This window comes from Croceivirga sp. ABH4_376 (genome assembly GCF_056160685.1).
In genome coordinates this window covers 709,301-730,108 of sequence record NZ_JBSWXQ010000002.1, presented here as the reverse complement: position 1 = coordinate 730,108, position 20,808 = coordinate 709,301, and the positions used below count along the sequence as shown (strand labels likewise).

Here is a 20,808-nt window from a genome sequence, read left to right as displayed (position 1 = left end):
CAAAACAGCTTTAGTTATTAGGTAATTTTATACCATCAATAAATAAAACAAATACCATGAAACTAAATAAAATTGGATTAAACCAAGAGAAATCAGTTGCACTTAGCAAAGATTTAAACACTTTGCTCGCTAATTTTCAGCAATACTATTTAAACCTTAGAGGGGTTCATTGGAATATAAAAGGCAAACGTTTTTTTGATTTGCATGAAAAGTTTGAAGAGTTGTATGTAGATGCCAATCTAAAGGTAGATGAGATAGCAGAACGTATTTTAACGTTAGGGGGTACACCCTTGCATACGTTTGAAGATTACACCAATGCGGCAAAAGTACCAGTGGGTAAAAATATAACCAAGGATGTGGAAGCTGTACAATTGATAGTGGACTCCTTGAGCGAATTGTTAACTATTGAAAGAGAGATTTTAGATGCTTCTGACGATGCTAATGATGAGGGCACCAATGCAATGATGAGTGATTTAATTACCGAGCAGGAAAAAACTGTTTGGATGTTCACAGCTTGGTTGTCAGAATAAGATGGCACCGTTTTAAAAGAAGAAAGTCCCGCTAGAGAGCGGGACTTTTTTGTTTAAAATCTCATGGTGTGGCTAATTGGTTCATCCGCAACAGTAAAAGAAGAATCCTTAAATGTTGGTGGTCCATACATATTCATTTCTCCGGTTGTACCATAGCTTTCTTTAGGCATGCCATTGGCTTCAAAATCCATTTTGTTATTTCCGTTAGCATCATGCAATATCATAATGGCGTAGGTTCCCGGAACAACGTTCTCAAAAGTGATGGTTACAGCACCTTTTTTTGCAGCTACAGAAGCCGTTTTTATTCCTTGCGCTTTCATAAAGGTCTCTGCTGTATGTAAACCGGCCAAAAGAGTTCCTTCACTATTCAGCACATTTTCAATGGTAACACTTACGGTAACACCATCGGTTTGCGCTTGGCTAAAGGTTAACGTACATACAATTGCGAATAGGGATAACAAGGTTTTCATATTTTTTGTTTTAGTAGTTAATGAACAGGGTAAAACTCATTAAATTCCACTCACTATTCAATTGTGAATTACTCAGTTGTAGATTTTACTTACCGAAATGTAATACAACAGGTTAAAACGTATATTCCATCTGAATATCTGCACGTTCATACGGAGATGGTGGCCCCTCTATTTCTACAAAACCGAGCTTCTCATATAATTTAATGGCTGGTTTAAGTACCCGATTACTTTCTATAAAGATGTTTTTTGCGCCTAAGCTTTTGGCTTTGGCTAGAATGTGCTGTCCCAATTGGTAACCTACTCGTTTTCCTTGGGCTTTTGGAGTAACCCCCATCTTGGCCAATTCGTAATCAAAACGGTTGCCATCCATTTTAATCAAGGCACAAACTCCTACCACTTCTTTGTCCAATAAGGCAACAGCAATATAACCGCCTTGGTCTATTATATTTTCTTGTGGATGGTCCAACGCTTTAAAATCAGAAGGCTCCATTTTAAAATACTGCTCTATCCATTGCATATTTATCGCTTTAAAAGCGGCGGCATACGCAGATGTAAACGGGACTATTTTAAAGCTGTCATTCATCACTTTTTCATTTTATCCGCGACAGCATTACTCTCCGCGGTATTCAACTCTTCTAATGCTGAAATGATAGCAGCATGGTCTTCACTACGGGTCTGACTCATTTTGTATGCGGCTTGTATATCTGTAATTTTAACTTCAAACCCTACTGTGCCTTTAACTTGGCGCAAGGTTTTAGAAGAAAATTTAGATAAGTCGATAGGTTTTTTAGCCATTTGCTCATATTTCGCCACCAACCGATGCATAGACGCCATAGTTTCCTCCTCAGAAAGCACTTTAAGTTTTCCATACACATGTACGGCAATATAATTCCATGTGGGCACCTCTTCTTCTTTATACCAAGAGGAAGAAATATAATGATGAGGGCCGTTAAATATGCATAATACCTCCTTTCCGTCAGCTAAAGCCTTAGCTTGTGGATTAGCCTTGGCCAAATGGCTTACCAAAATAGCTTCTCCATCTGTGCTCGTTTCCAATTCTAATGGAATATGGGTACCCCACGGTTTGCCCGCTACTTGGTCTATTAAAATACCAAAGCTATTGGCTTTTATAAAAGCTTTTACTTCTTCTATATTTTCATTTTGATAATAGTGCGGTATGTACATGCTGTAAAAGAGCTCTTTTAATTTAACAGATTAAACATACTCTTTTTTCAATTAATAATGCTCATACAAAGCGTTTACCTTGCTTAAGCATGAATTTAAAGAATCACATAAAAAATCATACACGTATTACGCTCAATTTTAAATTATTTATTAGCCCCCTTCTTTTATTGACTATACTGCTTATACTAAATGGGTGCAAACAAATGACAGGTTTTTCCGATGCTATTACCCAACCCTCTGCTAGAGAGGTATACGAGCGTAATTTTAATTTAGAAGAAAGCGCTTATGCAGAGTGGCAACGGGCATATGCTAACGCTTTAAATGATAGTGTAACTATGTATTTACCCTACAAACAGATGGGCAAGTTTTCTGGTGATACACCAATGGTATTGAGTTATTTATTAGCCTTAAAAGAAGGAGAGCGATTGGTGGTATCCTTACAAACAGATAGTACAACCACTAATTTTTTAAGTCTATACAAATATGATGAATTAAAGAAAATGGACTTACTTCTAGAAAATAAACCCAAGGAATCTTCTTTATCTTATGTGGTGAAAGAATCCGGTAACTATAGATTGCTTGTGCAACCCCAACTATTTGCAAATACAGACTATACCTTAATGGTTAGAAGAAGGCCAACCTATTATTTTCCCGTAGTTGGGAAAGACAATAGCGCAGTGCAAAGTTTTTGGGGAGCACCACGAGCTGGTGGTACGCGCCAACATAAGGGTATAGATATTTTTGCAGCTAAAGGTACGCCAGTTGTTTCCGTAACGGATGGGCGAGTGGTAAGTACACGTAACCAGGGATTGGGCGGCAAACAAGTTTGGTTGGCAGATGGGTTGTTTGGAAACCGATTATATTATGCGCATTTAGATAGTATTATAGCCCTTACAGGGCAAAAAGTAACGGTGGGAGATACTTTAGGTTTGGTAGGAAATACGGGAAATGCCAGAACCACAGCCCCACATTTACACTTCGGAATTTACAAATCCAAAGCGGTAGACCCTTATCCATTTGTAAAAAAGATAACGCCCTTACCAATTTTTGAAATAAATATTACTAAGACTAATGGAATGGTTAAATCGGCCAAGGCCAATGTACGGCAAGGACATTCAGCAAAATCAACTTTATTAAAAACTTTAAAACAAAACGATTCGGTTCAGATTTTGGGATATACCCAAAACTGGATACATGTTAGAGACCATTCTGGTACTGCTAGTTACATTTATAAAAGCTTATTATAAATTAAAAGCGGGTTAATACCCGCTTTTAATCAAGTGTTTATAGAGAAAGGCAATTAATTGCCCTGAGTGTTTTAGAAGTAGCATTAGCAACCGATATATTACGGTCTTTCTCCACTTTTAAATTTTCAGTAGTGCTACCTCTTTCATTCTGGTTATAACTGGAATAGCATAGTGTAGCTATTAAGGCTAATCCATAAATTATACATTTTCTCATCCAATCGGTTTAGGTTGTATATGTTCTTTCCTTATACGAAGATTTTACATTTCAACACCGTTCTTTACCTCAATCCGATTATCAATTAATTCATTTAAAAAATCAAAAATTATGCATTCAAAGTGCAACCATCTATCCTTGGGCTAAAACAGTTCCCGGAATTAACTCTTCCACAATTTGTCCTTCTTTTTTATAAACATAATACGAATGGTTATCGGCATCTAAAGCAACAGAGGTGTGTACTTTTTCATTTATAAAGTGTATTGCAGAACGGTCGTCACAAGCATAACCATCTGCTAGATTGCCCTCTAAAATATTGGTATGGTAAAGTGGTCTTCTAGATTTTTCGGAGTTATAATGCGGGCAATGACTTTTTTGTAAAAAGCCTAAGCAAGAAACAATACTCAATTCCTTAGGTCTAGAGTCCGTTGTGCCACCAAGCGTCCAGCACAAAGAGCCTGCGCTACCACCGCCCATTACTACACCATTGTTATAAGCCTTACGTAAGGCCACGTCTATCCCTTGCGCTTTCCAAATGGCCATCATATTTAGGGTATTACCACCACCAACAACTACGGCATCCATTTGGGAAAGTATTTCATCAAAACTTTCTTTTTGGTCGTAAGAATTAATCCAAACACGTAGCACATGTGGTGTAACAGCTATCTGCTCACAAACTTCATAAAACCGTTGTATATATCCTTCATCATCTCCGCTTGCGGTGGGAATAAAACAAAGGTTAGGTTTGGTTTTGCCCGTGGCTTTAGCCATATAATTTAAAAAAGGAACTGTATGTCTGCCACTACCGTAAATTAATAGTTGTCTTTGCATGTAATTTGATTTTAGGGGTAAGTTAAAACGATTTTTTACAATCCAGCAGGTAATTTCTACAGTTCGGTTAGTAAGCTTTAAATAAAAGACAGGGTTTAGAGATTTTTGGAGCATCAATCTAAAACAACAGTCATGAAAAACTATTTATCCCTACTACTTTTCTTTGCCAGTATTGTGGTTTTTGCACAAACAACGATAACGGGTACGGTAACTGCAGGTAAATTGCCAGTGGCAGGAGCCAATGTATATTTAGAAGGTACCTATGATGGCGCCTCTACCGATGCCGCTGGTCGCTTTTCTTTTATAACCACAGAAACAGGTACACAAACCTTGGTGGTTTCTAGCATTGGTTATGATACCCATTACGAAATGGGGGAGGTTACCTACTTTCAAGAATTAGACATTGTTTTGCAAGAAGCCATTAATAGCTTAAGTGGCGTAACCCTAACAGCAGGTTCTTTTGAGGCAGGTACGGAATCTAAAGCGGCGGCATTAAAACCGTTAGATATTGTAACCACGGCAGGTGTGGCGGGGGATATTGGCTCTGCTTTGCAAACTTTACCAGGCACCACTACGGTTAGTGAAGATGGTCGTTTGTTTGTGCGTGGCGGTAGGGCAGAGGAGACCCAGGTTTTTATAGACGGGCAGCGGGTTTTTCAACCCTTCATGGCCAGTACTAACAATGTGCCTACAAGAGGGAGGTTTTCTCCTTTTCTGTTTAAAGGGGTAAGTTTTAGTACTGGGGGTTATTCTGCAGAGTACGGGCAAGCCCTTTCTGGAGTACTGCTCATGAATACTACCGATTTGCCAGACCAAGAAAAGACAGATATTTCTGTAATGAGCGTAGGTGCCGGTCTGGGGCATACCGAGATTTGGGGCAACACTAGCTTAAGTTTTAATACCAGTTACATCAATTTATCGCCTTATGAAGCGTTGCTACCTTCTACCAATGGCGTGCGTTGGAACAGCCCTTATGAGTCCATGGCTGGCGAGGCTGTTTTTAGACACAAAGGGGAACGCAGCATGTTTAAATTCTATACCGGTTTTAACCACGCTAATTTTGATATAGACCAAGAGGATATCAACTTTGAAGACTACGTAAATTTTAGATTGAAAAATAACAACCTGTATTTAAACGCCAATTACAAATACTTTTTTGAGAACAATTGGACGGTTTATGCTGGTGCCAGTACGGCTTGGGATACGAATGCTATTACGGTAGTTGCAAATGAAATTGAAACAGCAGATACGTCACTTCATTTAAAGTTGAAAGCTTCTAAAGAATTCAGTAGTCGATTTAAATTGAATGTTGGTTCTGAAGTATTCCATACCAATTATGAAGAAGAATTTATGGCCGATAATGAATTCGATTTTACCACTGGTTTTGACGAATTGCTGTGGAGTGGCTTTGCAGAGACCGATGTGTTTTTTACAAACAACTTCGCCCTTAAACTAGGGGCACGTGCAGAATATTCCAATTTGATACAAGCATGGAACCTGGCTCCAAGGGCATCTTTGGCTTACAAAACAGGCCAAGATAGCCAGTTATCCTTAGCGTATGGCAATTATTATCAAAATCCATTAACCCAATTCATCAACTATGATGCTACCCTAGATTATGAGAAAACGGCACATTATATTCTAAACTATCAATATGCTAAAAACGGCAAAACATTTAGGGTAGAAGGGTATCATAAAGATTATGACAATTTGGTAAAATATGATACCCGTGAACCGCAATTTACCTCTAATTTCACCAATTTAGGTAGTGGCTATGCCACTGGTCTAGATGTTTTTTATAGGGATAATAAGAGTATAAAAAACTTAGATTATTGGCTGTCTTATAGCTACTTAAATACGGAGCGAGATTTTCTAGATTTTACGGAACAGGCCACACCTAATTTTGCAAACGCCCACAATTTTTCTGCGGTAGGTAAGTATTGGGTGAACGATTGGCGTTCGCAGATAGGAATGTCTTATAGTTATGGTTCTGGTAGACCGTATAATAACCCTAATACACCAGAATTTTATGCCGAAAAAACCAAAGACTACCACAACTTAAGCCTTAATTGGGCCTATTTAATAGACCAGCAAAAGATTTTATTTTTCTCGGTTAACAATGTTTTAGGTACTAATAATATTGGCAACTATCAATATGCTAATACCCCCAATGCAGATGGTGTTTACAACCGTAGGGCCATATCACCAGCTGCGGATAGTTTCTTTTTTGTTGGCTTCTTTTGGACTATTAGTACCGATAAAAAGAGCAATCAGTTAGATAATTTGTAAAAACTACAACTCAGTAAGCAAATTATACAGTTGGGTAACTCCTATTGGTGTTGCTCTGTGGTTTACCCGAGTTTTACATCGTAATCAATCCTAAAACAAACAGTCATGAAAAAAACTATTTTAATTTGTCTTTTAGCCGTAACTAGTGTGTTAAGTGCACAAGACAAGTACACTAAGGGTATGCAAAAAGCTTTGCAATTTTGGGGAGAAGGTAAAATAACCGAAGCCTCTAATTTATTTGAACGTATTTCTATGGCAGAACAGGACAATTGGCTGCCCTACTACTATAACGCATTGGTAAATACAACCGCCTCTTTTGGAGAAACGGACGAAACCAAGTTGAAACAACAATTAGAAAAGGCACAAGAATTTATAGATGTGGCCAAAACTATTTCACCAGACAATGCAGAACTATTGGTTTTAGAGGCATTAACTAATACGGCTTACATTGCTTTTGATGGGGCCACTTACGGGATGACGCTTTCTGGAAAAGTAGTGCAATTGTATGAAAAGGCGGCACAGTTAGCGCCCAACAACCCTAGAGTAGTGTTTTCTAAAGCGGAGTGGGACATGGGGTCTGCCAAATATTTTGGAAAGGATACCACCCCTTATTGCAAAGATGTGGAACGCTCTTTGGAACTTTTCGCTAATTTTAAACCAGAAACGGACTTTTATCCAAATTGGGGGCAAGATAGAGCCAAAGAAGTTTTAGCCCAATGCAACAACTAGAGCATGCAAAAATTTATCAGAGAATTTTTTAAAGGAACACTCATAGGGACCGCAATTTATGTGGTCTTTATGGTGTATTTCTACTTTTTTACGGATGTAGATAAAACTCAATTATGGCGGGGGGCATGGCCAGAGTATTATGAGAATATTATTTTCTCCATTATTATTTACATGCTCAACATTTATTGGTTTGATTATATTCTTAAGCGATTTGATAAAAATCTATGGAATGTTAAACGCTTTTCTATTGCATTTGGTGGTAATATAGTGGTTTCTCTTATTGCCATTTTTTTAGCAAGACTCATAAGACTTGTAATTTTTGGAGATCAGGTTTTAATAGAGTTTCTTCTTGGGGAACGTGTCCATAATTACACTCAATCCCTGATTATTTCCATTGTAATAAATGTAATTTTTTATGGTGCCTATTATTACAAGTATAGGCAAGACAATAAGGTAAAAGAGCAAAAAATAATTGCGGGTACCGCATCTGCCCGTTTTGATGCACTTAAAAATCAGTTAGACCCACACTTTTTGTTCAATAGCTTAAATGTATTGACAAGTTTAATAGAGGAAGACCCGTACCAAGCACAGAAATTTACCACATCCTTATCCAAAGTATATCGTTACGTTTTAGAACAGAAAAACAAAGATTTAGTCACGGTAGATGAGGAGCTTAACTTTGCGAGGACCTATGTACGTTTACTTAAGATGCGTTTTGAAGATAGTATTGTGTTTGATATTCCCGACCAGGCAACAGATCCAGACGCTAAAATTGTACCTCTAAGTTTGCAATTGTTACTAGAAAATGCTGTAAAACACAATGTAGTTACGGCATCCAGACCGTTACATATAAAGGTGTTTGAAAATGGAAACAATTTAGTGGTGAGCAACAACCTACAGGCCAAAGAGGTGGTAAAAAAGAGTAGTGGAGTTGGGTTGCAGAACATAAAACAACGCTACCAGATTTTAACCAGCAGGGAGGTTTTTATAGAAAAAACGGAAACCGATTTTAAAGTAACGCTACCTATGCTTAATCAGCAAGTTTCTCGCGTGGAAACCCAAGATGAATTTTTAGAAGAAAAACGTTACGAGAAAGCAAAAGAACGGGTAGAGGCCATTAAGGGATTCTATGGTAACCTAACCGCATATGCTTTGGTGATTCCTTTTTTATGGTGGATAAATTACCGTACTACGAGTTTTACCTGGGCAATTTTCCCCACATTGGGCTGGGGGTTTGGTCTAGCGGCTCATGCATTGCAAGCGTTTGGCTATCATCCTCTTTTAGGCAAGGATTGGGAAGAACGTAAAATAAAACAATACATGGAGGACGAGAATTTTTAATACCTAAACAGGTTTTAATTTTGATTCTAGGATTTCTTCGAGCTCAACTTTGGTTATATCTAATCCCAAGTCGATAATAGCTTTATCAAAAGTGCTGCAGAGGGCAAAGTGTGCATTGTTACTCCCGGCAATCTTTAAAAGTGTTGCAAATGCCGTATTGCTAGGGCTAGAAACCACTAATACTTCTTTAAACTTTTTATTTACTTTTTGGTTACGGGTATTGGTAACGCTTTCTACAGATGCTTTTACCGCCTCAAAATCCATTTGGGTTAGGTCTGTTAGCAACAAGAAAACATCTTCATAGAACGGTTGTTGTTTTAAATGTTCTAGGTATGCTGCATACTGTTTAATATTGGGCTGCCCTGAATACTGTTGTACCAAAAGATTTTTGCCTTCAATGTATTTATATGTTATTCTCATATTTCTAGTAGATATACAAGTAACGGTGGTTTAAAAAAGGTATTGTGGTTCAAAATTACAATTCAGTTTGTAAAACCTACAATTGGGTAATGCATTTTTTCTTCAACGCGTTGTTCTTAGGATATTTACCATGTAATTAATAAGAACAATAAAAAACAATAAAAATGGAATTTAGAGACGATTTAAAATACAAAAGAGCTAAGGAAAGAGTAGAAAATATTAAAGGATTCTACGGTAATCTTACTTCCTATTTTATAGTAATTCCTATTCTCGCGTACATTAACTATACCACCACAAGTTTTCCGTGGGTAATTTTTCCTGCATTGGGTTGGGGGTTGGGCTTGGTAGGCCATGCACTTCATGCTTTTACAGTAAACCCGTTCTTTGGAAAAGAGTGGGAAGAACGTAAGATTGCAGAATTAATGAGAGACGGCAATTTTTAATTGTTAGTATCTTTAAGCATAGCAAATTCATCATCAAAAAACAGTATATCAATAACAATAATCATGGAAAAGAATTTCAACGAAAATAAATACCAAAGGGCAAGAGATAGGGTAGACGAACTTAAAAAGTTTTATAACAACCTAACCATTTACCTCATATTCGTGGTCTTTTTGGCAGGAATAAACTACTACACTACCGGTTTTGGTTATATGTGGTTTTTATGGGCCGCATTTGGTTGGGGAATAGGTGTTTTCTTTCACGCTTTAAAAACTTTTAGGGTAAATCCTTTTTTTAACAAGGATTGGGAAGAAAGAAAAATTAGGGAGTTTATGGAAAAAGATAGAGAAACAGACAAATGGAAATAATCATGAAGAATGCAGAAGATTTAAAATACGAAAGAGCAAGAAAGAGGGTGGCCCAATTAAAAGGTTATTATATTCATTTGGGAATTTACATTGTTATTAACGCATTTATCTTGGCCAATCTTTACATCAAAAGTGGTTATGATAATGAATCGTTTTGGGATTGGAAAAATTTTACCACTGCCTTTTTTTGGGGTATTGGATTATTGTTTCATACGGTTCGTACATTTGGATTTATCCCAGTGTATTCATCTAAATGGGAAGACCGAAAAATTAAAGAATTTATGGACCGTGATAAAGCGGAAAAAGAAAAATACCTGTAACTAAAAAAGTACCAAACCAACCATGAACGTAATTATAATTGAAGACGAAAAACCGGCGGCAAGAAGACTCTCGAGAATGCTTTCTGAACTAGCTGTAAACGTTACTCAAATGTTGCACAGTGTAGAAGAATCTATAGCCTGGTTTTCTGCCAACGAGCATCCAGATTTAATCTTTTTAGACATTCAATTATCAGACGGATTATCCTTTGAGATTTTTGATAAAATAGAGGTTAAAAGCGCCATCATTTTTACAACGGCCTACGATGAATATGCACTACAAGCTTTTAAGTTAAATAGCATAGATTATCTGTTAAAACCAATAGACGATGAAGACTTGGAAAAGGCAGTAAAAAAGTACCAAGATTTTGCACCTAAAAAGGACCAAATTTCCATAGATTTTAACGACATAAAAAAGCTTTTGGTAAACCCATTAGAAAGGGAGTATAAAAAACGTTTTACAGCCAAGGTAGGGCAGCACCTAAAAATTATAAATGCAGATGAGGTAGAATGTTTTTTTAGTGAGAACAAAGGTACCTATGCCGCAACAACAGACGGAAGAAATTATCTTTTAGATACCACTTTAGAAAATTTGGAGAATGAAATTTCACCAAAAAAATTCTTTCGCGTTAGCCGTAAGTTTTATGTGGGCATAGACCACATTAAAGACATCATTTCTTATACAAATTCTAGACTTCAAATTAAGATGAACAGCTTTAAGGAGCAGGAAATTATAGTAAGTAGGGAACGCGTAAAAGACTTTAAGCTTTGGTTAGAATAATGTATTTTAATTATCTGGTAATAAAATAATTAATTATCAATATAAATATTTCTTATGGTTAAAGTAAAACTTTAGAAAAGGGCTTATTCCTCAATTCTGTTGTCATCAAAAGCAGAAGGTAGTAACTGCGGAATTAATTTAATAAAAATTGGTAACAATACCGCCCCTCCAGGCAACATAAAAATGGCAAGTGAAGGAATACTTTTAAAAATATCCAATAATTGTTTTTGCACTTTTTTTCGTTCCTCCTTGGTTAAATCCGTAGTGGTTGCTTTAACTAAAAGAGACATTAATTCTTTACTTTCCCGGAGTTCTTTTCCAAGCCTTTTACTATTCCTTAAGATTAATTTACTCACGTTTTTGGTCATTCCTTCATAGAATTTGGAAGCCAAATTATTGTCTTTTAAATAGGGAATTTTATCCCTGTTTTCATCAAAAAAAACAAGCACGTTTTTAATGGCATTTTCTATTTCTTTTTTATCCTGTTTTAAGGCCCTGCCAATCTCATGAATGTAGTTAGATTCTTCCTGTTCTAGGGTACCATCTTCCCATACGGTTAGGCAGGCAATATCCAATAAATATTGCTTTTCCATATCGCTAAAATTTAGGTCTAAAAGTTCTTGGAAACTTTTACGATATTGGGTAGCATTGAGGTCTACAAAACTTAAAGAAGATGCTAATAGTTGTAGCAACTTTTCATCACTCTTACGGGTCTGTTTAGAGTTCAATGCTTGGTATGCAATATTGATGGTTACATACTCTAAAAGTTCGGCATGTTCTAGTAGGTTTTTATCGCTTTTTAGGTATTCTCTAAAGATTAAAACATCTACATATAAAAGAGAGTTTGTTAAGCTATTTCCAAATGCTCTACTGAAAGTATTGCCACCTAAATAGATTCTAGAATCCAATAGTTTTTCTAACTGGTCTTCCGTTTTGGAACCACTTAATATTTTTTGTAAAAAGGTAAAATTGCCTACATCTAATTTTTTGTAGTAGGTAAATACCGTTTCTACAAATTTGGAGAAGTCGTTTTGTTGGGTTTCAAAACTAAAGGTAAAATATAATGCCGTTAAGAGGTTAATTTTGGCAACTTCATCTTCCGTATAAATATGTTCTGCTTTGGCAAAACTAGGAGAGCTTAAATGAACCCCATAGATAAAACCATGGCCCAATAAACTATGGTATAAATGGTTTTTGTCTTTGTAATGGTTTTGTTTGTCCTTAATAATGTGGCCAAACTTTTTAATCCAACCAGCGGCAGATGGGTTCATTGTTTATTTGATTGATGGGTTCAAAGTAAGGAAATTTATACCAGTCTACTGCAAGAAATTTTCACAGCTTATTTACAAAAGTACTTGATATGTTAAGAGTATTTTAACATATAAAACCAAACCCTCCTATTTAAAGTCCCGTAGGTAAGACCGATAAATCATTAAAACATTAAATATGAAAAACACAGCTAAAACAGCCATTATTTTGAGCTCTTTGGTGGTTGCCCTAGGTATTATGGTGGCAGCAGACCACATAGATGCACCAGATAGTATGGGTACTACGGCAGACATTGCAGATTATTATGCCTTTGAACCAACCGAGGGGTCAGACAACACTACTTTTGTGGTAGACTTACAAACTAACGTAGTAGACGGTCTACCGTATGGCGCATTTGATGAAGATGTTCTTACAGAAATTAATATTGATTTGGACGGCGATTTAGTAGAAGATAAAGTAATACAAGCTATTCCAAGAGATGGTATGATGTACTTTTTTGGTCCTTTTGACCCTTCACAAACCGGAACTTCAAGTGAAGTTGCAGTAGGCAGCCCTTTGGGTATGGTAGAAATTTCTGATGCTACCGCAATTACAGAAACTACTGCAGACGGGGTTTCTTTGTTTGCCGGACCTAGACAAGATCCATTCTTCTTTGACTTTAATAGATACAATCAAGTTGTTATGCCAGATACAGAAGATAATTCAGGTTTTAACAACCCAGGAACGGATACGTTTGATGGAGCCAACACTATGTCTATTGTGGTTGAACTACCAAATGCGATGTTGGGTACACCAACGGCTACCAATGTTTTGGGCTTAGAAGTTTATAAGACTTGGGTAACCACAAATAGAAAACAATAATCAGCAAAAAATTAGTACTATGAAACTAAAAAGATATACATATACAATTGCCTTAGGGGCACTATTGAGCTTAGGAGTAGCCTGTGATTCTGATGATAACGATTCCATGATGATGGAAGACGATATGATGGGAATGGAAGATGATGGCATGATGGAAGGAGTAGATTTTTCTGGCACGTTTATGCAGGTAGATTACATGGGTAGGCCAGGTATTAATACCGTACTGAGCGGTACAGGTGAAATTAAGAACATGCACAATTCGGCTATTCCATCAGAAATGGCAGCTACATTTCAGCCAGGATTTGAAAGTCAATTAGAAGCTTATCATGATGGTTATGCGGTTGCGTTGGGATTAACACCAGAAGACGTAGATTATGAGCCAAATATTTTAGGCGACATTTTAAATGGCCCAGATGCGGATGGCTATACGGACAATCCGGTATCTGCTACGGTTTTAACCAGTGTTTTAGCGGCAGATGTTTTAGAAGTTGCCCCTAATTTACCTACTACTTATTTTAATCCAGGAGCTGGTGCACCTGCTTATGAAGGTGCCGTTGGCTTAACAGGTAGAATGTTATCAGATGATGTTATTGATGTATCCTTGATATTGTTGTTTGGTGGCGGTAACGGCGCTCGTTTTGCTGGCCAAGATGGTTTACCATTGTTAGTAAGTGATGGTGTAGGTTTTTCTGCGAATATTTCAACCGAGTTTCCATACTTGGGTGCTCCAGAATAGACTATGAGAAAGAGAAAAGAGGGTATCATTTAAATGGTACTCTCTTTTATAAACCAAATAAAAAACAGAACAATGAAACAACAACACATCCTTATTTTCTCAATAACCGCAATCCTTCTATGCGCTTGCGGAAAAGAGAAAATGTTTAAAAGCAAGGTAGAAGATTATAATGTATACCTAGAAACCAGCGCCCCCAATACCTCATCAAAATACTTTGATACGTGGAACAATAAAATTACTAAGGACAGTACAGAGCTGATGAGCTTTGGAATTGTTGCAGGGGAATACCAACGCAATTTTGGTAAAACGGGAAACATAGCTTATTTAAAAAAAGCAGAAAAAGCCTTGACCAAAGCTTATGAAATAGCCAATATTGGAAAAGAAAATTACGCAAGAGGGTTGGCTAGAAACTACATCTCGCAACACCGTTTTAGGGAAGCCCTTAAAATGGCAGAATTAGCGGATAGTATTGGTGGTGGTAAAGAAGAAACACAGGCATTGCTTTTTGATGTTCATTTAGAGTTGGGAAACTATCAAACAGCTGCCACTTATTTAGATAGTTTAAAAAACATGAGCAGCTTTGGCTATTTAATAAGAGCTGCAAAATGGAATGATTACAAAGGCGATTTGGATACTACCATTAAATTGATGGAACAGGCCATGGCTAGAGCAGAATCTTCTAATAATATTAGTTTGCGTCTATGGTCTTATACCAATATAGCAGATTATTATGGCCATGCAGGGCGTATTGAGGATTCTTATCAATATTATCTCAAAGCCTTAAAGTTAGACCCAAAAAATGCCTATGCTAAAAAGGGATTGGCCTGGATAGTTTTTTCGTATGAGAAAAATGGCATTGAAGCGCTGCGCATATTGGATGCTGTTACAGAAAATTATGCGGCTCCAGACTATTATTTGCTAAAGGCGGAAATTTATGATTTTTTGGGTAATGAAGACAAAAAAGCAAAGAATCTAGATGCCTATTTTAATTTGGCTAAGAACCCATATTACGGGCAAATGTATACAGCTTATAACGTTGAATTTTTATTAGAACATACACAAGATTATCAAAAAGCCATGCAGTTGGCATTCAAAGAAATTGAAAGTAGGCCTACACCAGAAACATACAATTTATTGGCAAAAACATATCTAAAAATGGGAGAGCACAAAAAGGCACTTGCTATAGTAGAAGATAAATTAGTTGCCAAAAGTTATGAGCCTACTATTTTGTGGACAACAGCAGAAGTATACAAGGCCAATAATGAATTTGATAAAGTACAGGCACTAAAAAGGGAATTAGAAACCGCTTTTTACGAGCTTGGACCCAATGCTATAGAACCCATTAAAAACTTATAAAAATTAGGTTGGTTGTTTAATTGTTTGGTTTTTATTTGGTGATGCCCTCAAGAAATTGAGGGCATTTTTTATAAATCTATAAAATTATCTAGATCCAATGTCCAATCGTAATTTTTGTACTTCAGGTTTACTTTTTTTTGAGGTATAAGTTTGTGTTCTTTCAGTATCTTCTTGGTTCCTTTTTTACCACCAAAATCACCTCTAAACCAACTAAATAAAGAAGTTACATTTGCCGTGTTGGCATTCTTATCGTAATCTGTAGTTGCTTCTAGGTATTTTTGAGTCCCCTTTTTAAGTTGCTGGTTAACTTTGCTTGGAGTGTATATGGCTACGGGTGGGCAATCTTTTGCGCCACAATTTAGAGCAAAATGCACCCTATAGTCTCTTTTTGCAACACGTAATTTTCTTTCAAATTTGCCTGGAAACCATTTTCTAATGTATCCAAGTCCTAGATCCCATTGAGATTTACGTAAAATACCGTGTTCTATCGTTTCAAAAGAGACCGTTTCACCGGCAATTTTTATTTGTTCTTTAGAGAAAAATGTACCTCTATCCTTATAATATTCTGGGTGCTCCTTTAAAATTAGTTGTATGTAGGCGTTATAAATGTTAAGCCAGAACGCATATTTTTGAGCATCTGATTTTAAAGTTGTGTCCAAAACAGTGAAGTCTAGTTCGGCAATACGCTTTTCTATAGATTGGGTTTCTTCAGAATTTTTAATACGCATTAACAACTTTTCAGACAAAGTGTTTAAATCTGTTGATTCTGTATTGTCTGTTAAAGCTGTTTTTTTGGTTCCACAACTTAATACTAGGAATAACAATGGAACTAATAAGGATTTTAATTTCATTTAGAGTATCTTAAAAACTTTTAAAATATACGTAATAATTAGGCCATTGGTTTGGACGAAATACTAAATAACTCCATTCAAACAAACCAGGCGAAAATAAATTACGTAGGTACAGCAAAAAAACAAAATTTGATTAGCGTAATTATCCCTGCACATAATGAGGCACTAAACCTAAAAGAGCTTTTACCTTGTTTAACAAAGGACGGAGTATCTTATGAAATGGAAGTTATTGTGGTAGTATCGGCCTGTAATGCTGATAATACAGAAGAAATTTGTCTTAATAATAAGGTAAGGTATTTTCGTTGCCCAGAAATGGGTAGGGCCAAACAAATGAATTTTGGTGTTACCGTGGCCCAAGGTGATTATTATGCTTTTTTACATGCAGACGTAAGACCACCACAAGGTTTTTTTAGGGATATAAAAGCTACATTAAGCGCCGGTATGGATGCAGGGTTCTTTTCCTATAGGTTTGATAAAGAAAGCTTTTTATTAAATATTAATTCAAAATTTACTAAAAAGGATGGTGTGTTTACAGGAGGCGGAGACCAATGTTTGTTTATTAAGGCAAGCGTTTTTAGCGCATTGAATGGCTTTGATCCAAATCAAGTAATCATGGAAGATTTTGAAATTTTCCGGAGGATAAAACGAAACAGTTATTCATACACCATAATACCTAATAATCTTATTGTTTCTTCACGCAAGTACGAAACAAATTCATACCTAAAGGTCAATTTATCTAATCTATTATTGGTTGTTCTTTTTAGAATGGGATATCCCGCAGAAAAATTAAAACAACTCCATACAAAACTTCTGAGCACCCCTTATGCAGCAACCGCAAAACAATAAATATCAAATTAATGGTATACAGCAAGTAGGTATTGGTGTTAACAATCTTGTTGAGACTTTTAATTGGTACAATAAATACAAAGGGTTTACCATTTTGGTATTTGATGATGTGGCCAATGCCCAGTTAATGACAAAATATACCGGTAATTCCGTGGAACAGCGTAGGGCCTTGTTAAGCCTAAATTTAAATGGTGGTGGCGGACTTGAAATATGGCAATTTACCAATAGAAAGCCTTTGCCTCAAAAATCTCCCTTTCTCTGGGGCAGTTTGGGTATTAATGCGCTCATACTTAAAAATAATACCATAACTGCCCAGTCCTATGAACAAGATTTAAACGGTAATTGGTTGGTTTTAGAACCGCATACGAACAAAAAAAATCACACGAGTGGTGTTGCAGGTGTTGTCATAGGGGTTTCCAATATGGAAAAAGCACTAACGTTTTACCAGCAATTATTTAAATTAGAAATTACTTCTGATAAAATCATAACGGGACAGGAATTTAATACGATACCCGGCGGTAATGAGCAATTTAGAAAAGTAGAACTACACAGTACCAATGATAATCCAGGTGGTTTTGGCACTTTGTACGGAAAGTACAAGTTGGTTTTATTACAATGTTTAACCGCAAAGCGAACAAAAATTTACGAAGATAGATATTGGGGAGACTTGGGATACATACATCTTTGTTTTGACGTTTTTAACCTGGAGAATCTTAAATCTACTGCAGCTAATTTAGGATACCAATTTACCGTAGATAGTGCAGATTCTTTTAATATGGGTGCAGCCGCAGGGCGTTTTGCTTATTTAGAAGACCCAGATGGTACCTTGATAGAATTGGTAGAAACCCATAAGGTTCCGTTATGTAAACCCATTAATCTATACTATCATTTAGGTGGCAAAAAAGGCAATAAACCTGTGCCAAATTGGCTTATAAAAGCTTTGGCTATCCACAGAAAAGGTAAATTGAGAAAATAACTGTTAAGCCCCAACTGCTCCTAATGTGTACAGTTGCTCAAGTGTTGGTGATTCACTACCACCAGCTGGTTCTAGGGTAATACCAAAGGCCTCGGATTCATTAGCATTTTCCAATTCAAAGACCTTAGTGTCATTAGCAGCAAAATCATCTAATAGGCCTAAACTAGATGGGGTCAAAGGTTCTAGTTTTAAAGACCAAACTTGGTATGTATACCCTTCTGGAGGTTCTGGTAATCCACTTGCATCTATGAAGACTTTGTTTTCTTCCTTATTCCAATAGGCCTTAGCAAAAGATTCTGGCGAAACAGCTTGCCCGCCCAATGCTACCACGGCTACATTTTGGTCTCGTAACTGCTCTAGAAGCGTTTCGGTTTTTATTTTACTAGACTTGGTTTGGTCTAGGGTGTCTTTTAATTTTATTTTTTCTTGGTTAACAACTTCTATGTTAGATTTTAAAGTATTGTTTTGATTGTACATCCACAATAAACCTGCCGCAAACAAAATGGCTGCTGCCCACCCTGTGTAACTAAGCCAATTGGTCTGTTGTTTAGGAGTTTTATCCAATGTTCTAACCTTATGGATTCTGTTGTGGATACTACTTAAATTGGAACTAGGCACACCAGGCGAAACCGACTTGCTCAAAGCAAGAATTGCGGCTTCTATGTAAATAATTTCAGTTTTAATCTCCGGATATTGTTGTGCAAGCGCATCTACCTCCAGATTCTCCTTTTCTGAAAGCAAGCCTGCAACGTATAGTTCCAGCACACCGGACGCTATGTATTTTTCAATATCCATCTACAACTTCAAGTTTTCCCTAATTTGCCCTATGCAGCTCCTGTTTCTCGTCTTTACCGTTCCAATAGGAATAGCCAACTCTTCAGAAACTTCCTTTTGGGTATATCCCTTAAAATATAAAAGTTCTATTATTTGAGTACACTTAGCTTTTAGGTTTTGCAATAGTTTTTTTAGGCCAATAGTATCCGTTTTGGAATCCATATTGTCTTGCCCTTCTAGAATACCTACGAAATAATCTACATGTAGGTTTTTCTTTTGGTTTTTATGTGATTTAGAACGAACTTCATCTATAGCCGTATTGCGGGCTATATTCAAAATCCAAGTAAAAAATCGTCCTTTAGAACTGTCGTAACTTTCGGCATTATACCAAATTTTAACAAATACATCTTGGCAAAGCTCTTGGGCGCGCTCGGGATTGCGAACTATAGTGTTGATAACGCCACAGATATTCTCTGCATACATACCGTGGAGTTCATCAAATGCCGTTGGGTCTTTCTCTTTGAACCGAACAATTAAATTATCAAGGTCTATTACCATCGGGATAAATATAGCAAAAGAATTATTGCTTGTGCAATTACAAGCTTACTCAATTTATATTAATTTGTTATTGTGGATTTTTTGCATTGATACTGGCCAATACTAAAAAAGTTACGAATGCCAAACCTAAATACCCAATTGGGTTATAGCTCCCTAAATAGGAATAACATAGGCTAAATAAAGAAGGGGCCAAGGCACTACCCAAAATTAAAAAGCTCATAACCCTGCTGGTAATAGCACCTAAAAAATCACGTCCGTAAAATCTGGGCCAAGTTACTGTATTTAGTACGGCAAATAATCCGCCCATTAAGCCGAAACCTAGGATTAGTAGTACAACACCAGCTTTAGAATCCAAAATTAGAAATCCTATAGAGCAGATAATACCACCAAATTGCATTAGGTGTAATAGAGTTTTAAGTGGAAGTTTATCACTTAACCAATTAAATAGGGTAGAGGTACAAACCGAAATTACGGAGGCAGGTAAAAATATGGCTATGGCATCTTCTTTTACATAACCTTGTGTAGTGAATATAGATATTACATGAAAGGTTAATCCTGTAATGAAAAAACTATTAAAGGCGAGCATTAGCCCATACACCCAAAAAGCCCTTGTTTGTTTGGCTTCCTTTAAAGTAAACTGTTTGTATGTGCTAAGGGAAGCTGTTTGTTGCCTTGCCTTGGTAGACTTTTTACCGTCTGGATGTAGCCCATGGTCTTCTGGTTTGTTTTTGTAAAAAAGAAGAATTAAAATAGAGAAGCTTGCTAGGGCTATAGCCATAAATTGCCACGCCTGTTGCCAGCCATAACCTTCTATTAAATAATTAATCCACAATGGTGATGAAGAGAAACCAAAGGAAAGTGCGATACTGGTAAACATGTTTACCTTGCCTCTATGCGCATCAAACCAAATCATGATTACATTTCTGGAAGCCATGGTTAAAACCCCTTGTCCCGAAAAACGAAGTAGATAAAACAGGACAATTATTACGCCAAAGGGAATCCACCAACTATTAATATTTAATAGTGCGGCTAAGCTTTCGCTCAAAATGGTAGAAACCGAACATAACAGTACTGTTATTCCTAATAAAATCGCAGCTCCAAATGCTACGATAACCGCACCATATTTATCAAACCAAACACCTGCTCGTCCAATAGTTAAAGAGCTGAGGATGGTACCGATCATATAGGCATTACTAAACTGATTACGGCTAAGCCCCAATGCATCTTTAACGGGGTCTGTAAATACGGAAACACCTATTGTTTGCCCTGGAATACTAAAATAGACACCAATAGTGCCTACCAGTAAAATAATATAGCCATAGAAAACGGGGCTTTTAGCCGGGTTTATTATTTGTGAAAACCTGAATTTTGTTTTGGTAAGGTTCAAAAGGTTTAATGGTTTGGTATTAGGCATAAAA

The 20,808-nt window shown here is 36.7% G+C and carries 25 protein-coding genes; 14 read left to right on the top strand and 11 right to left on the bottom strand.

Annotated features, from left to right (window positions below; genetic code table 11):
- The first annotated feature begins 56 nt into the window (after positions 1–56).
- Complete coding sequence (locus tag ACXAGS_RS07515; RefSeq protein ID WP_474905882.1) at positions 57–530, top strand: Dps family protein; 474 nt, start codon at positions 57–59, stop codon at positions 528–530.
- Positions 531–583: 53 nt separating this feature from the next.
- Here the strand turns inward: ACXAGS_RS07515 and ACXAGS_RS07510 are convergent, their stop codons facing one another.
- The 3 genes from ACXAGS_RS07510 to ACXAGS_RS07500 form a co-directional block, all read right to left on the bottom strand.
- Complete coding sequence (locus tag ACXAGS_RS07510) at positions 584–1,000, bottom strand: DUF2141 domain-containing protein (protein WP_474905881.1); 417 nt, start codon at positions 998–1,000, stop codon at positions 584–586.
- A 112-nt stretch (positions 1,001–1,112) separates the two neighbouring features.
- Entirely contained in the window at positions 1,113–1,583 is a 471-nt protein-coding gene (locus ACXAGS_RS07505; RefSeq protein ID WP_474905879.1) for a GNAT family N-acetyltransferase, read from the bottom strand.
- Complete coding sequence (locus ACXAGS_RS07500) at positions 1,583–2,185, bottom strand: FMN-binding negative transcriptional regulator (RefSeq protein WP_474905877.1); 603 nt, start codon at positions 2,183–2,185, stop codon at positions 1,583–1,585. The genes ACXAGS_RS07505 and ACXAGS_RS07500 overlap by 1 nt, the downstream gene beginning before the upstream one ends.
- 203 nt (positions 2,186–2,388) lie before the next feature.
- Between ACXAGS_RS07500 and ACXAGS_RS07495 the strand changes: the two genes are divergently transcribed.
- The gene (locus tag ACXAGS_RS07495) at positions 2,389–3,432 is read left to right on the top strand and encodes a peptidoglycan DD-metalloendopeptidase family protein (protein ID WP_474905875.1); all 1,044 of its coding nucleotides are present in this window, start codon (positions 2,389–2,391) and stop codon (positions 3,430–3,432) included.
- Positions 3,433–3,469: 37 nt separating this feature from the next.
- On the opposite strand, the gene ACXAGS_RS07490 is transcribed toward ACXAGS_RS07495, so the two are convergent.
- Positions 3,470–3,646, bottom strand: coding sequence for a hypothetical protein (locus ACXAGS_RS07490; protein WP_474905873.1), 177 nt, complete (start codon positions 3,644–3,646; stop codon positions 3,470–3,472).
- A 132-nt stretch (positions 3,647–3,778) separates the two neighbouring features.
- Positions 3,779–4,477 (bottom strand): Type 1 glutamine amidotransferase-like domain-containing protein, encoded by a 699-nt coding sequence (locus ACXAGS_RS07485; RefSeq protein ID WP_474905871.1) that lies wholly within the window; start codon positions 4,475–4,477, stop codon positions 3,779–3,781.
- 132 nt (positions 4,478–4,609) lie between these two features.
- Here ACXAGS_RS07485 and ACXAGS_RS07480 point away from each other — a divergent pair, with 132 nt between their 5' ends.
- From ACXAGS_RS07480 to ACXAGS_RS07470, 3 genes are all read left to right on the top strand, one after another.
- Complete coding sequence (locus tag ACXAGS_RS07480; RefSeq protein ID WP_474905870.1) at positions 4,610–6,766, top strand: TonB-dependent receptor; 2,157 nt, start codon at positions 4,610–4,612, stop codon at positions 6,764–6,766.
- A 105-nt stretch (positions 6,767–6,871) separates the two neighbouring features.
- Positions 6,872–7,495 carry a hypothetical protein gene (locus ACXAGS_RS07475; protein ID WP_474905868.1) on the top strand — a complete coding sequence of 208 codons (624 nt, stop codon included), beginning with the start codon at positions 6,872–6,874 and terminating at the stop codon, positions 7,493–7,495.
- Between the two features lie 3 nt (positions 7,496–7,498).
- Entirely contained in the window at positions 7,499–8,836 is a 1,338-nt protein-coding gene (locus tag ACXAGS_RS07470; protein ID WP_474905866.1) for a 2TM domain-containing protein, read from the top strand.
- 3 nt (positions 8,837–8,839) lie between these two features.
- Here the strand turns inward: ACXAGS_RS07470 and ACXAGS_RS07465 are convergent, their stop codons facing one another.
- Complete coding sequence (locus ACXAGS_RS07465) at positions 8,840–9,256, bottom strand: hypothetical protein (RefSeq protein WP_474905864.1); 417 nt, start codon at positions 9,254–9,256, stop codon at positions 8,840–8,842.
- A gap of 164 nt (positions 9,257–9,420) precedes the next feature.
- Here ACXAGS_RS07465 and ACXAGS_RS07460 point away from each other — a divergent pair, with 164 nt between their 5' ends.
- From ACXAGS_RS07460 to ACXAGS_RS07445, 4 genes are all read left to right on the top strand, one after another.
- Entirely contained in the window at positions 9,421–9,699 is a 279-nt protein-coding gene (locus tag ACXAGS_RS07460) for a 2TM domain-containing protein (RefSeq protein WP_474905862.1), read from the top strand.
- Positions 9,700–9,762: 63 nt separating this feature from the next.
- A complete protein-coding gene (locus ACXAGS_RS07455) occupies positions 9,763–10,065 on the top strand; it encodes a 2TM domain-containing protein (RefSeq protein WP_474905860.1) in 303 nt (100 codons plus the stop codon).
- A 2-nt stretch (positions 10,066–10,067) separates the two neighbouring features.
- Entirely contained in the window at positions 10,068–10,385 is a 318-nt protein-coding gene (locus ACXAGS_RS07450; protein WP_474905858.1) for a 2TM domain-containing protein, read from the top strand.
- 22 nt (positions 10,386–10,407) lie between these two features.
- Positions 10,408–11,163, top strand: coding sequence for a LytR/AlgR family response regulator transcription factor (locus tag ACXAGS_RS07445; protein WP_474905856.1), 756 nt, complete (start codon positions 10,408–10,410; stop codon positions 11,161–11,163).
- A gap of 83 nt (positions 11,164–11,246) precedes the next feature.
- Here ACXAGS_RS07445 and ACXAGS_RS07440 read toward each other — a convergent pair whose 3' ends face one another.
- The gene (locus ACXAGS_RS07440) at positions 11,247–12,434 is read right to left on the bottom strand and encodes an LETM1-related biofilm-associated protein (protein WP_474905854.1); all 1,188 of its coding nucleotides are present in this window, start codon (positions 12,432–12,434) and stop codon (positions 11,247–11,249) included.
- A 175-nt stretch (positions 12,435–12,609) separates the two neighbouring features.
- On the opposite strand from ACXAGS_RS07440, the gene ACXAGS_RS07435 reads away from it, so the two are divergent.
- From ACXAGS_RS07435 to ACXAGS_RS07425, 3 genes are all read left to right on the top strand, one after another.
- A complete protein-coding gene (locus ACXAGS_RS07435) occupies positions 12,610–13,293 on the top strand; it encodes a DUF4331 family protein (RefSeq protein ID WP_474905853.1) in 684 nt (227 codons plus the stop codon).
- Between the two features lie 19 nt (positions 13,294–13,312).
- Positions 13,313–14,029 carry a DUF4331 family protein gene (locus ACXAGS_RS07430; RefSeq protein ID WP_474905852.1) on the top strand — a complete coding sequence of 239 codons (717 nt, stop codon included), beginning with the start codon at positions 13,313–13,315 and terminating at the stop codon, positions 14,027–14,029.
- A gap of 72 nt (positions 14,030–14,101) precedes the next feature.
- The gene (locus ACXAGS_RS07425) at positions 14,102–15,385 is read left to right on the top strand and encodes a tetratricopeptide repeat protein (protein WP_474905850.1); all 1,284 of its coding nucleotides are present in this window, start codon (positions 14,102–14,104) and stop codon (positions 15,383–15,385) included.
- A 68-nt stretch (positions 15,386–15,453) separates the two neighbouring features.
- Here the strand turns inward: ACXAGS_RS07425 and ACXAGS_RS07420 are convergent, their stop codons facing one another.
- Positions 15,454–16,236, bottom strand: coding sequence for a DUF547 domain-containing protein (locus tag ACXAGS_RS07420; RefSeq protein WP_474905848.1), 783 nt, complete (start codon positions 16,234–16,236; stop codon positions 15,454–15,456).
- Positions 16,237–16,365: 129 nt separating this feature from the next.
- Between ACXAGS_RS07420 and ACXAGS_RS07415 the strand changes: the two genes are divergently transcribed.
- A complete protein-coding gene (locus ACXAGS_RS07415; protein ID WP_474905846.1) occupies positions 16,366–17,082 on the top strand; it encodes a TIGR04283 family arsenosugar biosynthesis glycosyltransferase in 717 nt (238 codons plus the stop codon).
- Entirely contained in the window at positions 17,060–18,058 is a 999-nt protein-coding gene (locus ACXAGS_RS07410; protein WP_474905845.1) for a VOC family protein, read from the top strand. The genes ACXAGS_RS07415 and ACXAGS_RS07410 overlap by 23 nt, the downstream gene beginning before the upstream one ends.
- Positions 18,059–18,061: 3 nt before the next feature.
- On the opposite strand, the gene ACXAGS_RS07405 is transcribed toward ACXAGS_RS07410, so the two are convergent.
- The 3 genes from ACXAGS_RS07405 to ACXAGS_RS07395 form a co-directional block, all read right to left on the bottom strand.
- Positions 18,062–18,853 (bottom strand): anti-sigma factor, encoded by a 792-nt coding sequence (locus tag ACXAGS_RS07405; protein WP_474905843.1) that lies wholly within the window; start codon positions 18,851–18,853, stop codon positions 18,062–18,064.
- Entirely contained in the window at positions 18,854–19,390 is a 537-nt protein-coding gene (locus tag ACXAGS_RS07400; protein WP_474905841.1) for an RNA polymerase sigma factor, read from the bottom strand.
- A 67-nt stretch (positions 19,391–19,457) separates the two neighbouring features.
- The gene (locus ACXAGS_RS07395) at positions 19,458–20,777 is read right to left on the bottom strand and encodes an MFS transporter (RefSeq protein WP_474905839.1); all 1,320 of its coding nucleotides are present in this window, start codon (positions 20,775–20,777) and stop codon (positions 19,458–19,460) included.
- Between the last annotated feature and the right edge of the window lie 31 nt (positions 20,778–20,808).